13 protein-coding genes and 1 tRNA gene are annotated in these 13,737 nt (G+C 37.5%); 6 read left to right on the top strand and 8 right to left on the bottom strand.

What is annotated here, in order from left to right; genetic code table 11:
* Positions 1 to 109: 109 nt before the first annotated feature.
* Entirely contained in the window at positions 110 to 1,135 is a 1,026-nt protein-coding gene (locus tag Q0X77_RS01795) for a glutamine synthetase beta-grasp domain-containing protein (protein WP_297792278.1), read from the top strand.
* A gap of 51 nt (positions 1,136 to 1,186) precedes the next feature.
* Here the strand turns inward: Q0X77_RS01795 and Q0X77_RS01790 are convergent, their stop codons facing one another.
* Both Q0X77_RS01790 and Q0X77_RS01785 read right to left on the bottom strand, forming a co-directional pair.
* Positions 1,187 to 2,776, bottom strand: coding sequence for a carboxypeptidase-like regulatory domain-containing protein (locus Q0X77_RS01790; RefSeq protein WP_297792276.1), 1,590 nt, complete (start codon positions 2,774 to 2,776; stop codon positions 1,187 to 1,189).
* A gap of 24 nt (positions 2,777 to 2,800) precedes the next feature.
* Positions 2,801 to 3,739: a calcium/sodium antiporter gene (locus Q0X77_RS01785; RefSeq protein ID WP_297792274.1), complete on the bottom strand. Its 939-nt coding sequence runs from the start codon at positions 3,737 to 3,739 to the stop codon at positions 2,801 to 2,803.
* Between the two features lie 222 nt (positions 3,740 to 3,961).
* Here Q0X77_RS01785 and Q0X77_RS01780 point away from each other — a divergent pair, with 222 nt between their 5' ends.
* The 3 genes from Q0X77_RS01780 (at position 3,962) to Q0X77_RS01770 (ending at position 6,677) form a co-directional block, all read left to right on the top strand.
* Entirely contained in the window at positions 3,962 to 4,321 is a 360-nt protein-coding gene (locus Q0X77_RS01780; protein ID WP_297792272.1) for a BlaI/MecI/CopY family transcriptional regulator, read from the top strand.
* Positions 4,322 to 5,989, top strand: a complete 1,668-nt coding sequence (locus tag Q0X77_RS01775; protein ID WP_297792270.1) for a M56 family metallopeptidase — start codon at positions 4,322 to 4,324, stop codon at positions 5,987 to 5,989.
* A gap of 535 nt (positions 5,990 to 6,524) precedes the next feature.
* Positions 6,525 to 6,677, top strand: a complete 153-nt coding sequence (locus tag Q0X77_RS01770) for an SsrA-binding protein (RefSeq protein WP_297792267.1) — start codon at positions 6,525 to 6,527, stop codon at positions 6,675 to 6,677.
* Here the strand turns inward: Q0X77_RS01770 and Q0X77_RS01765 are convergent.
* Positions 6,674 to 7,186: an adenine phosphoribosyltransferase gene (locus tag Q0X77_RS01765; protein WP_297792266.1), complete on the bottom strand. Its 513-nt coding sequence runs from the start codon at positions 7,184 to 7,186 to the stop codon at positions 6,674 to 6,676. The genes Q0X77_RS01770 and Q0X77_RS01765 overlap by 4 nt on opposite strands.
* Positions 7,187 to 7,263: 77 nt before the next feature.
* Between Q0X77_RS01765 and Q0X77_RS01760 the strand changes: the two genes are divergently transcribed.
* Both Q0X77_RS01760 and Q0X77_RS01755 read left to right on the top strand, forming a co-directional pair.
* Positions 7,264 to 7,337 (top strand) — tRNA-Arg (locus tag Q0X77_RS01760).
* A gap of 904 nt (positions 7,338 to 8,241) precedes the next feature.
* Entirely contained in the window at positions 8,242 to 8,535 is a 294-nt protein-coding gene (locus Q0X77_RS01755; protein WP_297792264.1) for a hypothetical protein, read from the top strand.
* Positions 8,536 to 8,572: 37 nt separating this feature from the next.
* Here the strand turns inward: Q0X77_RS01755 and Q0X77_RS01750 are convergent, their stop codons facing one another.
* The 5 genes from Q0X77_RS01750 to Q0X77_RS01730 form a co-directional block, all read right to left on the bottom strand.
* A complete protein-coding gene (locus Q0X77_RS01750; protein ID WP_297792262.1) occupies positions 8,573 to 10,390 on the bottom strand; it encodes a long-chain fatty acid--CoA ligase in 1,818 nt (605 codons plus the stop codon).
* 75 nt (positions 10,391 to 10,465) lie between these two features.
* Positions 10,466 to 10,930 carry a MaoC family dehydratase gene (locus tag Q0X77_RS01745; RefSeq protein ID WP_297792260.1) on the bottom strand — a complete coding sequence of 155 codons (465 nt, stop codon included), beginning with the start codon at positions 10,928 to 10,930 and terminating at the stop codon, positions 10,466 to 10,468.
* Between the two features lie 5 nt (positions 10,931 to 10,935).
* A complete protein-coding gene (gene fabG / locus Q0X77_RS01740) occupies positions 10,936 to 11,673 on the bottom strand; it encodes an SDR family NAD(P)-dependent oxidoreductase (RefSeq protein ID WP_297792258.1) in 738 nt (245 codons plus the stop codon).
* 80 nt (positions 11,674 to 11,753) lie between these two features.
* Positions 11,754 to 12,728, bottom strand: a complete 975-nt coding sequence (locus Q0X77_RS01735; protein ID WP_297792256.1) for an NADPH:quinone oxidoreductase family protein — start codon at positions 12,726 to 12,728, stop codon at positions 11,754 to 11,756.
* Positions 12,725 to 13,726 (bottom strand): NADP-dependent oxidoreductase, encoded by a 1,002-nt coding sequence (locus tag Q0X77_RS01730; protein ID WP_297792254.1) that lies wholly within the window; start codon positions 13,724 to 13,726, stop codon positions 12,725 to 12,727. Before Q0X77_RS01730 ends, Q0X77_RS01735 begins: the two co-directional genes overlap by 4 nt.
* Between the last annotated feature and the right edge of the window lie 11 nt (positions 13,727 to 13,737).

The raw sequence follows: 13,737 nt of genomic DNA, 5'->3' as shown, positions 1-13,737 counted from the left end.
TTGATAAATATGTCGAATTTTTTGATAAATACCCCCTATTTTTTAATAGATATAATTAAAATAATTTATTTTTGGAAATCGCAAAATTGAAAAATTAACATCGAAGATTATGAGTAAGACAAAATTGGAATACATTTGGTTGGATGGCCACGAACCAACGCAGGAGTTGAGAAGCAAAACTAAAATTGAAGAAGATTTTGGTGGCAAAATAGAGGACTGCCCATTATGGTCTTTTGACGGAAGTTCAACAGAACAGGCAACAGGTGATTCTTCAGATTGTTTGTTGAAACCGGTTGCTATTTATCCGGATCCCGAAAGAGCTAACGGATTTTTAGTAATGGCAGAAGTGCTAAATGCTGATGGAACACCGCATGAATCAAATCATCGTGCTCAAATTGATGATGATGATAATGACTTCTGGTTCGGATTTGAACAGGAATATTTTTTAATGGATACTGAGACGGATTTACCGCTTGGGTTTCCACGTGGCGGGTTTCCAGGGCCTCAAGGTAAGTATTACTGCTCCGTTGGTGGAAGATACACCTGGGGGAGAGACTTTGTAGAAGAGCATATGGACTTATGTCTTGCGGCCGGCATTAATATCGAAGGTATTAATCAGGAGGTGGCGCCCGGACAGTGGGAATTTCAGTGCTTTGCCAAGGGTGCTAAAAAAGCTGGTGATGAGATTTGGATTGCCCGTTATTTATTGAATCGCCTAACTGAGAAATATGGCTACTATATTGAATTACATCCAAAACCGGTTAAGGGCGATTGGAATGGTAGTGGAATGCACGCAAACTTTTCAAATACAACGTTAAGAACATGTGGTTCTAAAGAGATTTATGAACAAATTTGTGAGGCTTTCAGGCCTGTTGCTATTGATCATATAGACGTTTACGGTGCTTTTAATGATGAAAGGCTTACTGGCTTACATGAAACAGCATCCATTAAGGATTTTAGTTATGGTGTTTCAGACCGGGGAGCTTCTATCAGAATCCCGATCATCACCGTTGAAAAGGGATGGAAAGGATGGTTAGAAGACAGGCGCCCTGCTTCTAATGGTGACCCATACAAGATTGCAGGAAGAATTATCAAAACTGTTAAATCAGCAAATATTGAAGCTGTAGCTAACTAGTTCTCCGCATAATTTTTACTGAGCCGCCTTTAATTCCTTAAAGGCGGTTTTTTAATTTATAGGTGTTTTTAGTGGGGTGTTCATCCAAAAATCTGTGAACCCATCCGGTTTTACCAGGGGTTGCCCTTTAAAAATAGGGATATTCTTCCTCATATAAAGACTATCTGCAGGGCCTTTACCGGAAGAATTTACCTGCTGAACAAAGTACTCACGAAATTGATCAAATAGACCATAAGTAGGTCTATCTAAAACATTACCCTCAGTATCCAAAATATTTTTAACTTTTATACTTAACAGGTCAGATATCCCTTCTACAATGCTTGTTGCCATACTAATTTCCTTAAACATTGCGTCTTCCTTCTCCTGAGGTATCCGCGGGTATACCTCAATCTCTTTATCACCTGTTACTATGAGACCTATTGGTACCTTTTTTCCATTATGCTTTATAGTATAATTAGTTATCCTCTGTGTGGATACTGGTTCTGGCTGGCCACTTAACTTAATTACAAAACATCTTTTTTTGAGGTCAACTAAAAACTGTTCTGTCCTGAATTTTGGTGGTTCCACAAGCATAAACGTATTGTGAAAAGAGATATAATTTAAAAACATTTTAGTATTTACACGCTGATATTCCGTGATTACCTCAAAAATAAGCTGTTTGCCGGTATCATGTTTGTTTGTTTTGCCCTTCGGCATTGATTTAAAACGGTCATAAAGCGAATATTCCATTTTATGAATGGCAAAATCTTTCCTGGAAATATATAAGGTCCCGTAAGCAAGGTAGTTTTCGTACGATTTTTTAAAATCGATGGTATATAGATACTCTCCTTTTAAATACGTGTCTTGTTTCCTTTTAAAACTGTGATTTGACAGGAATTCGTATTTGAACCTATTTACAAATGAATAGGTTTCATATTCATAATTCCGGATGGCGTCGTGAATGCGTAAAATAGTAAATTCATTACCTCCAAAATCATGCAAATAGGCATTATCGATAACTTTTAATCCACTTTTGTAATTATAGGGTTGTCGGGCAACAGAATTTCTTTCAAAATCTGTATTCTCCCTGAAATCGTACAAACGCACTTTGGTGGTCTTCAAATCTGATTTGTCAAAACCACCATCAAATACTTCAAGAATAGCTTCATTAAGGTTAAGATATTTATTCTTATCCAATTGATAATCCCGATAATATCCAAGTGTGGAAAAAGAACTTATCGGATAATTTCGGGGAATAGCATTTATAGCATTCCTGACAATTCTTTTGGTGCCCAGAGGTCTTTTTTTTCTTGCCTTTAGCACTGCTTCTTCGAGCTCAATTATTCCTTCCTTTAGATAAATGATATTTATTTCATTAGAAATTAATTCAGATATTAAAATTATTTTAGTCTCATAACCCATAGAGGACACCTCCAGGACATCGCCTAAGGTCTGGTACTTAAGAGGTATTTTAAACCCTCCATCTGCATTAGAAATTACCCCTAAAGCATAATTCTGCACTCGAATAGTAGCAAAAGGAATGGGTTCTTTGCTTATAATGTTCAGCAATCTTCCATATATAAATTCCGGCTTTTGGGCCGACGTAAGCGATATATTAAAAACTATAAGGAGGAATAAAACAAGTCGTAATCTTATATTCATAGAACATAATTGTTAAATCCATTTTCAGAATAGCGTAAAATATAGAAAAAGAGAATAGAAAAACAACAATATAAGACCGTCTCTCCAGCCCAGTCGAAGTCCTTTAGGAAAGAAGACCAATGGAAGAATAAGGAAGGAAATACCCAACATCCACCAGATATCATTGGTTAGCAGCCCCTGATCAATGACATAAATGGGTTGAATTAAAGAAGTAATTCCTAATACAGCTAACAAATTAAAGATATTGGAACCAATAAGGTTACCCACGGAAATGGATTTTTCCTTTTTAACTACTGCTATAATGGAAGCTGCCAGTTCGGGGATACTTGTACCTACAGAAACTACGGTAATTCCAATAATACGTTCACTTACTTCATAAAAAGTAGCCATGCCTACAGCGCCCATGACCAATAATTCTGAACCTCCCCAAAGGGCCGCACCACCCAATCCCAGAAAAAGCAACGCCTTGTAAAGCGCGAGAGGTTTATCATCCTCACGGGCATCATCTATTACAGCCGTTTTCTGAAAACGAAGTAAAAAAATCAAAAACAGAAATAGGAAAAGAAGCATAATTCCGCCTTCATGGCGTTGTAAGGCACCGTCGAAATACAGAAAACCTATAACTAAAAAAGTTGCGGCCATCATCACCGGCCAGTCTGTAATATAGAAAGCCTTACGTACATCAATGTTGCCAAGAATTATAATAATTGCCAATACTAATCCCAGGTTGGCGATATTGGATCCAACCACATTTCCAAGGGCCAGATCCGGAAAACCATCTAATGCAGCATTTATGCTAACAATAAGTTCCGGTGCCGAAGTTGCAAAGGAAACTATGGTCATGCCGATAATAATTCTGGATATATTGAGGCGCAAAGAAAAAGCTACAGCCGACTTTAATAACCAGTTTCCTCCCAGTATTAATAAAGACAAACCAATGACGATAAACAAAAAATTGAGCATCCCGAAGATTTCGGTAAAGATAGCAGAATACCCCGAAAACATTAAGTCATAAAGCAATAAATTAAACCCGCTTTTTAATGGAAATATAATAAGTGCCCTTTATGGAAAAATGAATTCTAAATGAAGTTTACAGGTCCTAAAACCAAAAAAATAGTTAAATAACTATAAAAGTAGTTGTATAACTAAATTATTAGTAATAGGTTTGAATAAAATTAGTTCAAGATGCATAGACTTACCAATAAGGAGGAGGAAATTATGAAAATCCTCTGGAGACTAGAGCGAGCGTTTGTAAAGGAAATCAGGGAAGAATTGAAAGGTAAAAAACCACATTACAATACCTTATCTACTATAGTTCGGAACCTGGAGGATAAGAATTATGTTGCTCATGAAGCGTTTGGCAATACACATCGCTATTATCCTCTTGTTACCAAAGAGGTCTATAGAAAACGTTTTATTTCCAATACCCTGATAGATTATTATGACAATTCCTATAAAAGTATGGTATCCTTTTTTGCCAAAGAACAAAAGATATCCATTGAGGAGTTGAAGGAAATTATAGAACTAATTGAAAAAGAAAACTAGATGGAAGCTTTCATGATTTATCTATTAAAAGCCTCCGGAATCCTTGTCCTATTTTATGTATTCTACCAGGCTTTTCTAAAAAACGAAACCTTTTTTCGGGCGAATCGCAATTTTTTATTAACCGGAGTCATTGCAGCTTTTATTTGTCCCTTAATAGTTATCAATAACTACGTGGAAATCGTTGCGACTCCTTTAACCATTGCAGATTCTTTAGCGGTAAATTCTTCTTATGAAATAGGTAAACCCCAATTTAATTGGCTGAATATCCTTTACGTGGTTTATGGCCTTGGTTTACTTATGCTTGTATTCAGATTTATTTTCCAACTCTTTGCTATTCGTAAAGTGATTAATTCCAACAGAATCATTAAGAAAGATGGTAACGTTTTTGTAGAAACCGATAAAGACATTGCCCCTTTTTCTTTTTTTCGATACATTATCTATAACCCAAACAAATTTGATACCCTTGAGCTCGAAGCTATATTAAAACATGAACGTGCACATAGTTCCCAACAACATTCTTTGGACTTATTGATAGCCCATTTTGTTACTATTATATTGTGGGCAAATCCATTTAGCTGGTTATATAAAAAGAACATAGAACAAAATCTGGAATTTTTGGCGGATGACACCGCTATTCAAAGTGTCGTATCCGATAAGGCCTATAAATATGCTTTACTTAAAGTATCTGGAAATCAATTCTTTACGCCAATCACGAATAATTTTTACAGTTCATTAATCAAAAAACGAATAGTTATGTTACACAAATCAAAATCAAACAAAAGAAACGCCTGGAAAATGGTATTAATTCTTCCGGCATTGGCCATTTTCCTGTTAAGCTTTAACACCCGGACGATCTATACCCCAAAATCGGATGACAGCTTCATATCGGCTGAAAACCAGAAAACTATCGAAATCCTGATTAACAAGGATACCACTAATGAGGAACTGGAGGAAATTAAAAAAGAATTATCGGCAAAGGAATTAGATTTTTCATATACGGTAGTACATAATGAAAATAAAGAAATCATAAACATCGAAATTGATATGCGCTCTAAGAAGAAGGACGGTAAAAAATTCAGCAGTTCTGCCGAATTTGACAATGATGGCAAACCCATAGATCCCATAACATTAGTCTATAATGGAGATGACAACTTATTTTTTATGGGTGATTCCAAATCTAAGCACAAGGTCCTACATGAAAAGACAAACGTCCATACCTGGGTTTACAGCGATGATGACGATGACAGGCATATTGAGATAAAAAACATCAACGGCAAAGAAATTATTATTGTCAAAGGAAAAGAAGTTACCCACGAAACCATAGAGGAAATGCGAGTAGATGATGAGATTTATGAGAAGCATGTGCGGATCATGAAAAGCAGTTCAGATGAAAAAGACGCCAATGTATTTATTCTTAAAGATTCGGATGATGATAATGATATCGAAGTAATAAGTGAAGAAGGCAATAGTTTCTTTTTTATAGATACCGATGAAGAAGACCCACTCTATATAATTGACGGTAAAGAAAGCAGTAAGAAGAAGCTAAAATCCTTAGCTCCGGAAGAAATTGAGACTATTAATGTCTTCAAAGGTGATAAGGCCTTTGAAAAGTATGGAAAGAAAGCAAAAAATGGCGTTATAGAAGTCCATACGAAGAAAGGGAATTAACTATTGCTGAAATATCAGATTGATCAATAAAACCATAAAACTATCGGCCATAAATTAGGCAGGTAGTTTTGTTTTTTCAGGACGGAATTGACAAAATAAGCGAATTTCAGCCTTCAAAACGCCTTGAAGTTAACTCATAGCCCAAAAAACCCCCTACAAATGTTACAATTGTTAAGTTTTTTATCGTTTTAATATTACTATTTAAAACACTAAACAAGAGAAGCACCATCTAATTATAATAAATATCATTTTAATACTTACAATTATGTATGCAATTACATTAATTTACGGTAAATTATTTGCAGAAGGTGCATGCGTTCACATATCTTCGAATTTCAATTACGAAAAGCAACAAGTTTTAACTTTATAAATTAATTACAACTTATGATTACGATTGCAAAAATTATTATTTATGTTTTAGTCTCTCTTATACTGATAATAACCTAATTAAATATGGAGTAAATGAAGTAAAAATGAGCGCTTTGAGCGTTCATTTATTTTATGTATAAGATTGTATATTTACAAAAAGTACAGCATGAAAAAATCATTCTTTAAGCTTCTTGCCAAACTAAACAAACTGATATTACCTTCCTATACCAAGAAGAGAAAGGACCTTTCTAAAGCATCCAAATATCAATTGGCCATTATTGGATGGCGCTATTATATTACTACGAACGCCCTGGACTAATAACTTACCAAAGCCTTTAAATCATAATCTTCCAGTTTGGAAGCCCCATTTAATTCCAATAACTCCAATAAAAAGTTACATTGCAGCACCTTTCCGCCAAGAGCTTCTACCAATTCACAAGTTGCTTTTGCAGTACCCCCTGTAGCTAAAACGTCATCGTGAATAATTACGTTCTCACCAGGTGAAATACTATCTGCATGTATTTCAAGTGTATCTTTTCCATATTCAAGTGCATAGGTCCGGCTAATCTTGTCTGATGGTAATTTTCCGACCTTTCTTACCGGAACAAATCCGGCATTAAGCAATGATGCGAGGATAGGCGCAAAGAAAAAACCACGGCTTTCCATGCCAACCACCTTATCTACTTTAACATCACCTATCATTCTTAACATGGCCTGGGCTGCCGCTTGCAATGCATCTGCATCTTTTAATAACGGAGTGATATCTTTGAATGTCACCCCTTTTTCCGGAAAATCATGAATATCTCTGATGTAATTTTTAAAATCCATTTATTTGATAGGTTCTAATTTTGCCTTAAATGTAAAAAGAAATATATTTGCAGCCCGTTAGGGAACAGAATATATAAGGCCTCGTAGCATAACTGAATAATGCACTTGATTACGGCTCAAGAGATTACAGGTTTGAATCCTGTCGAGGTCACATCAAGCACAAAACCACGCCAAAAGGCGTGGTTATTTGTTTTATGGAAAAACCAAACAGCGTTTGAGTTTTAGAATAAAATTAATACCCCGAGCGACAGCTCGTGGTTTTGTATTTGCAACTTTGAGCTAAAAGGACGTGCGCCAGCAAATCCTGTCGAGGTCACGAATAAATAGTACGATAAGGAAAAACGCCAAGCTTGCTTGAGCGTTTTTTTGTTCGAACTATTTTCAAAGCGGAGCTTTGTCAGGATAATGAGCATTGTGAATAATCCTGCCAAGGTCACTTAAAGCAGAAAGTCCATTACGAAAGTAATGGATTTTTGTTTTTGGAGAAGATGGAAAGTATTGCTTTCTAATCTTCGAGAAAAATAAAAAATATGGCTTAGCCATGGATTTTCTATTTTCACCTGGGAGCACAAAGGAACACCAGCAAAGCGAGTAATCCTGTCGAGATCTCTTAAGATTGAAAAGCGCTTACAAATGTGAGCGCTTATTTGTTTGAAGAAGCTAAGAACTTACCTTTTATCCGAGGTAAACATAAACTTTACCAAGACACTGTAGGCCATATTATTAACCAAAAGTTGTAAAAAACCATCTGTATATAGGAATTTTATGACAAGGATAAAAAGGGAACACTACGCATTTCATCCAAATAAGTTATAGTTAAACGGATATCTTTTGTTTTTGGAGCGGACAAATTTAATTTTATGGTTATGAAAAGAAAATCCAGAATTATCAGCATTGTACTAACGTTTGGGAGTGCGTTTGTCCTATTTATGACATTCATGGTGGTTTCCAATATTATGTAGGCTGCTTTCGGCCATATCAATCTAATTGGTATCTTTGACTTACCAAACCCCAATACATGATAGTTTTACTGTCATGATCTTAAAACCTATAAAATGCCTAGAAGCACAAGAAATTTAGCAATTGCCTTGATCGCGGTTATCGTGGGTTTTGGCATTGGCATATACCTACAGGACCTGAAACATCAGGAAAGTACGGCTGCAGCCTGGGAAGCTAACCGCTTTAACGTGGCAAAATTTCACAGGATATTGAAGTATAATTCCAATATGAATCAGTCCAACTGGGCAGTAATGCAAGATAGCATTTCACAACAACTAGATTCCCTGGTGATCCTGCGTTTCAGAAAGGAAATGGACAGCCTCAATGCGCTGAAGAATCAAAATCCGTAGTATTCTGATAAATCCTAATAGCAGTCAAAAACTTCCGTTAGGTGTATATTTCCTGTATTTCCTTTTTATATTTCTCCCTTATCACGCGTCTTTTAAGCTTTAAGGTTGGTGTTAGTTCAGCTACAGAACCATCTTCGTGAATAGGCAGCCAAACAGTCGGAACAAGCCGGAATTTCTTTATTTGCTCTATATGATTGAATTCTGGATTATAGATATCAATCACTTTTTGATATTTTGCAATTATTCTATCCTGCTTCACCATATCCTCAAGACTGGTCCACTTAATATTTTTATGCAAACACCAGTTCTTCAACCCATCTTCTGAGGGAACAATAAGCGCTGAGACAAATTTTTGTTTATCGCCAATTACCATGATCTGATCAATAACAAAATTTTCTTTTATCCTGTTTTCTATGGGTGCGGGTGCTACATATTTACCGCCGGAAGTTTTCAACAACTCTTTTTTCCTGTCGGTAATTTTCAAAAATTCTTTTCCATTTGCACCTTTGATCATTTTTCCAATATCCCCGGTACAGAACCATTTTTTGCCATCAATTTCTTTGAATACCTGAGCATTTATCTCGGGTTTTTTATAATAGCCCGACATTACATTGGGACCAATAGCGAGTACTTCACCTTCATCTTCATTATATTCCCCTGAAGATTTATCTATATACAATTCTACACCATTGATGGCATATCCCACTGTCCCAATGATGGCCCCTCCTGGTTCCGTGCCATTAACAGTTAAAGTAGGAGAAGTTTCTGTTAGCCCATATGCCTCCCGTATATTTATCCCGGCAGCGCAAAAGACACGTATTATTTTTAAGGGACAAGGGGCAGAACCTGTAACAATTAAGCGTACATTTCCTCCCAGGGCTTCTCGCCATTTGCTGAAAATCAATTTATCAGCAATCCCCCATTTCATCTTATTATAAGGGGATAAATTCTGATCCAGTTCATAATTATCTGTTAAGCGAAGGGCCCAAAAGAAAAGTGCCTTTTTTATTCCTTTTAATGTCAGGCCTTTATTGTAGATCGCCTCATATACTTTCTCAAGAAGTCTTGGAACTGTCGTGAAAACTACAGGTTTCACAGATGCCAAATCACCATTAGGGCCACTAAGATTATCCGTGCCACAAAAATATATGCTGGCAGCCTTGTTAAACCATGCAAGTGAAACCGCTCTTTCGTATATGTGGCACAAGGGTAGAAAACTCAATACTTTTTCCCCGGGATAAATGGTTACGAATGGGGAAGTTTCAAGGATAGCATGTAAAATATTCCTATTTGTCAACATAACCCCTTTTGGATTTCCGGTTGTTCCGGATGTATAAATAATTGTAATCAGATCATCACCCTTTGCCCGATTCTTAATTTCTTCAATCTGGGGTAGATTATCACTGTCTAAAATTTCCTCCCAAAATGGTCTCCCTTCAACTTTGTCAAATGTAAATATGCTTTTTAAACTGGGAACTTTATTACTGGTTAATGACAATTTATCATAGAGATCAAGTCCTCCGCAAAAAGCCGCCTTTACTTCAGCTTCGTTTAAAATATATTCAAACTCAGAAATACTTATTGTAGGGTAAAGGGGAATACTTATTAAACCGGACATTTGCAGGGCAAAATCCATTATGACCCACTCCGGTCTGTTCTTATAAATTACCATGGCCACCTTATCTCCCGGTTTTAATCCTAATTTCAATAAGCCGGAGGCAGCTTGTTCCGCATAATTTTTTACATCTTCGGTACTAAAGGATTTCCAATTTCCAAGTGCATCGCGGGCACTTAAAGATGCGTCAAGCGGGTTGTTTTTCAATTGTTTGTAAAGAAGATCAAAAACTCTGGTCATTGGTTGGTGTTTTTTGTTTATATATTGCTAATTATCGGCAACTTTTATTGGATGATCATTTTTAAATTTAAGAAATTACTCAAACATCAGGCTTATAAATTCCGCCACACAGGCAGGTTTATCGGATCCCTCCTTCTCTACGACACAATTCGAAGTAATTTTCAAGCCATTATCCCCGAATTTTTCGATTTTCTGTATCGTACAGATCAGTCTTAGGCGGCTATTGACCAATACCGGGCTTGGAAAACGCACTTTGTTTACCCCATAATTTATACCCATTTTGGAAGATTTAACCACTAAAACATCACCCAACATCTTTGACAAAAGTGCAAGTGACATGAAGCCATGTGCCACAGGTTTCTTAAAAGGTGAGTGTTTTTTTGCTTTTTCAACATCAATATGAATCCATTGAAAATCCATGGTGGCTTTCGCGAAGTCATTGATCATTTCCTGTGTCACCCTAAGCCAGTCCCCGGCAGGTAATGTTTGACCTTCTATTGCCCGAAAGGCATCAAAATTCTCTAATTCTATTTTGGCCATAGTATTTATCTTGAGGTTCCACCATCTATTGTAAGGCAAATGCCCGAAACAAAACGAGCTTCATCTGATGCCAGGTACAGGTAACCATAGGCAATATCTATGGGTTGTGCTACAGTCCGAAGCGGAATGCTATCCTTAATTTTGGTAAAATGCTCTGCCGGGATCTTATCTACCATTTCGGTCATCGTAAATCCGGGCGCTATTGCGTTGGCCGTAATCCCATACTTACCAAATTCCATGGTCCATGTTTTTGACATGGCAATTACACCGGCTTTGGTGGCGGCATAATTTGTCTGTCCGAAATTACCCCTTAAACCTACATTCGAGGCGGCACTTACTATCCTGCCCCATTTATTCTCCTTCATATAGGGAACAGCCGCCTGGGTACATATAAATACGCCTTTCAGATTGACATCAATAACTGCGTCCCATTCATCCTCACTCATTTTTTCAAGGGTTCTGTCCCTCGTAATTCCCGCATTATTAATAAGGATATCTATTCTTCCATATTCATCATTTACCATTTTAAAAAGTCTTGTTACCGCAGGCTTATCCGTTACCGAAACCTGGTGATATTCCGCTTTTCCCCCCGAGTCATTTATACTATCAGTTACTTGTTGCCCTTGCGGCAATAGGTCCATAATAATTACCGTTGCCCCTTCTTTTGCAAAGAGCTCGGCTACAGCCCGGCCTATGCCACGGGAACCCCCGGTAACTATTGCTATTTTGTCTTTTAATCTCATTTCGTATGTTCTATGATTATATTTCTTTTTATTCCTTAAGGAATTTGATTTAAGCTGAATTAATTACCAGATTAAAAGCCTTATACTTTTATTACTAATTTACCTTTTACCTTTCTATTTATAATTTCTTCTAAAGCCTTTGACGTTTCACTCAAATTATAGGTCTTGTGGATATGGGGCTTTAGCTTACCTTCATCATACCATTTCATTAAGGTCCTGGTATTCTCCATATTCTCCTTCGGGTTTCTCATAGCAAAATCACCCCAAAAAACACCAACAATTGAGGCAGTCTTCAGTAATGGCAGATTTAATGGCATTTTCGGTATTGTACCGGAAGCAAAGCCAACGACCAGATACCTGCCTTGCCATGCAATTCCCCTGAATGCCGACTCTGAATATTCACCACCAACAGGGTCATATATAACATCTACTCCTTTCTTATCAGTCAATCTTTTAATTTCCGTCTTCAGATCTTTTTTCGAATAATTAATAGTTTGATCAGCGCCATAATCGCGACATAATTGTAGTTTATCTTCAGAGGATGCAGCCGCAATTACATTAGCGCCCATGAGTTTACCTAACTCCACGGCAGCTAAACCTACACCACCCGATGCACCAAGCACTAAAAGTGTTTCACCTTTTTCCAGTTTCGCCCTGTCTTTAAGTGCGTGGTATGAAGTACCATATGCCACCATAAAAGACGCCGCAATTGGGAAATTCATATTTTTTGATTTCAGGAAACAGGTATTAGACGGTACAACCACTTCTTCTGCAAACCCTCCATTTAAGACAAACCCAAAGACTTCGTCACCCACCTTAAGATGTTTTACCTCATCACCAACCTCTTTTACAATCCCGGCAATATCGCTGCCAGGAGTGAAGGGAAGTTCTGGCTTAAATTGATATAAACCCTGGATAATTAGCGTGTCCGGAAAATTAATTCCGCAAGCTTTTACATCTAACACCACTTCTTTTGCCGTAGGCTTTAAACCGGGCATTTCTTCTAAAACCAGGGAAGATGGCGGGCCAAATTCCTTGCATCGTATGGCTTTCATTCTATTACTTTTAGTACCAGTTTACCTAACTTTTCGCCTGAAAACAACCTTTGATAGGTTTGATGAAAGTTCTCAATGCCATCATATATGTCTTCTTTACTTTTCAATCTTCCTGCTGCCAGCCACGCTCCCATTTCCTTTGCAGCTTCCCCATACCTCTTTGCATAATCAAATACCACCATTCCCTGCATTGTAGCGCGGTTTACCAGGAGTGAAAGGTAATTACTCGGCCCTTTTATGGCCATTTTATTGTTGTATTGTGAAATGGCGCCACATATCACTACTCTTGCATGCATTCTGAGTCTGCTCAGGGCGATATCAAGAATTTCGCCGCCTACGTTGTCAAAATATACATCCAGACCTTCCGGGCATTCTTCCTTCAACCTGAATCTAACATTCTCATTCTTATAATCAATAGCCGCATCAAAACCCAATTCCTCAAGTATATAATTACATTTCTCTTTGCCCCCTGCAATACCTATAACCCGACAGCCCTTTATTTTAGCTATCTGGCCTACGATACTCCCTACTGCTCCGGCCGCCCCGGATACAACCACAATATCACCTTCTTTGATCTTCCCTACATCAAGTATTCCAAAATAGGCGGTCATCCCTGTCATGCCCAAAGTGCTTAAATAGGTAGGAAGAGGTGCGAGGTTTGGATCTATGATACGGGAATTTTTTCCATCGGAAACTGCATATTGCTGTACACCTCCAAATCCCGCGACATAATCGCCTACATTGAAGTCTGAATTGTTGTTAACCGCTACCACCTCACCTACAGCACCAGCGCGCATTACAGAGCCAATAGGCATAGGCTCTATATAGGATTTCGAATCATTCATCCAACCCCGCATTGCCGGATCGAGCGAAACATAGTGTTGCTTCACCAGAATTTCTCCATCCTGTAATTCGGGTATAGGGTTACTCTCCAATGACCAGGTTGAAGCATCAGCCTCACCCAAGGGTCTTTTTACAAATTTTAGCTGTTTATTCATTTTTTTCATAT

This window comes from uncultured Eudoraea sp., from assembly GCF_947258925.1.
Lineage (GTDB): Bacteria > Bacteroidota > Bacteroidia > Flavobacteriales > Flavobacteriaceae > Eudoraea.
Note: the sequence above shows the minus strand (reverse complement) of the source record. Positions and strands in the feature narration are given on the sequence as shown.

What these genes read in the sequence shown, in the direction of transcription:
- Q0X77_RS01735 (WP_297792256.1), bottom strand. Translation starts at nt 12,728, where the DNA reads ATGAAAGCCATACGATGCAAGGAATTTGGCCCGCCATCTTCCCTGGTT.
- Q0X77_RS01750 (WP_297792262.1), bottom strand. Translation starts at nt 10,390, where the DNA reads ATGACCAGAGTTTTTGATCTTCTTTACAAACAATTGAAAAACAACCCG.
- Q0X77_RS01785 (WP_297792274.1), bottom strand. Translation starts at nt 3,739, where the DNA reads ATGCTCAATTTTTTGTTTATCGTCATTGGTTTGTCTTTATTAATACTG.
- Q0X77_RS01795 (WP_297792278.1), top strand. Translation starts at nt 110, where the DNA reads ATGAGTAAGACAAAATTGGAATACATTTGGTTGGATGGCCACGAACCA.
- fabG (WP_297792258.1), bottom strand. Translation starts at nt 11,673, where the DNA reads ATGAGATTAAAAGACAAAATAGCAATAGTTACCGGGGGTTCCCGTGGC.
- Q0X77_RS01780 (WP_297792272.1), top strand. Translation starts at nt 3,962, where the DNA reads ATGCATAGACTTACCAATAAGGAGGAGGAAATTATGAAAATCCTCTGG.
- Q0X77_RS01765 (WP_297792266.1), bottom strand. Translation starts at nt 7,186, where the DNA reads ATGGATTTTAAAAATTACATCAGAGATATTCATGATTTTCCGGAAAAA.
- Q0X77_RS01775 (WP_297792270.1), top strand. Translation starts at nt 4,322, where the DNA reads ATGGAAGCTTTCATGATTTATCTATTAAAAGCCTCCGGAATCCTTGTC.
- Q0X77_RS01730 (WP_297792254.1), bottom strand. Translation starts at nt 13,726, where the DNA reads ATGAATAAACAGCTAAAATTTGTAAAAAGACCCTTGGGTGAGGCTGAT.
- Q0X77_RS01770 (WP_297792267.1), top strand. Translation starts at nt 6,525, where the DNA reads ATGAAAAAATCATTCTTTAAGCTTCTTGCCAAACTAAACAAACTGATA.
- Q0X77_RS01755 (WP_297792264.1), top strand. Translation starts at nt 8,242, where the DNA reads ATGCCTAGAAGCACAAGAAATTTAGCAATTGCCTTGATCGCGGTTATC.
- Q0X77_RS01745 (WP_297792260.1), bottom strand. Translation starts at nt 10,930, where the DNA reads ATGGCCAAAATAGAATTAGAGAATTTTGATGCCTTTCGGGCAATAGAA.
- Q0X77_RS01790 (WP_297792276.1), bottom strand. Translation starts at nt 2,776, where the DNA reads ATGAATATAAGATTACGACTTGTTTTATTCCTCCTTATAGTTTTTAAT.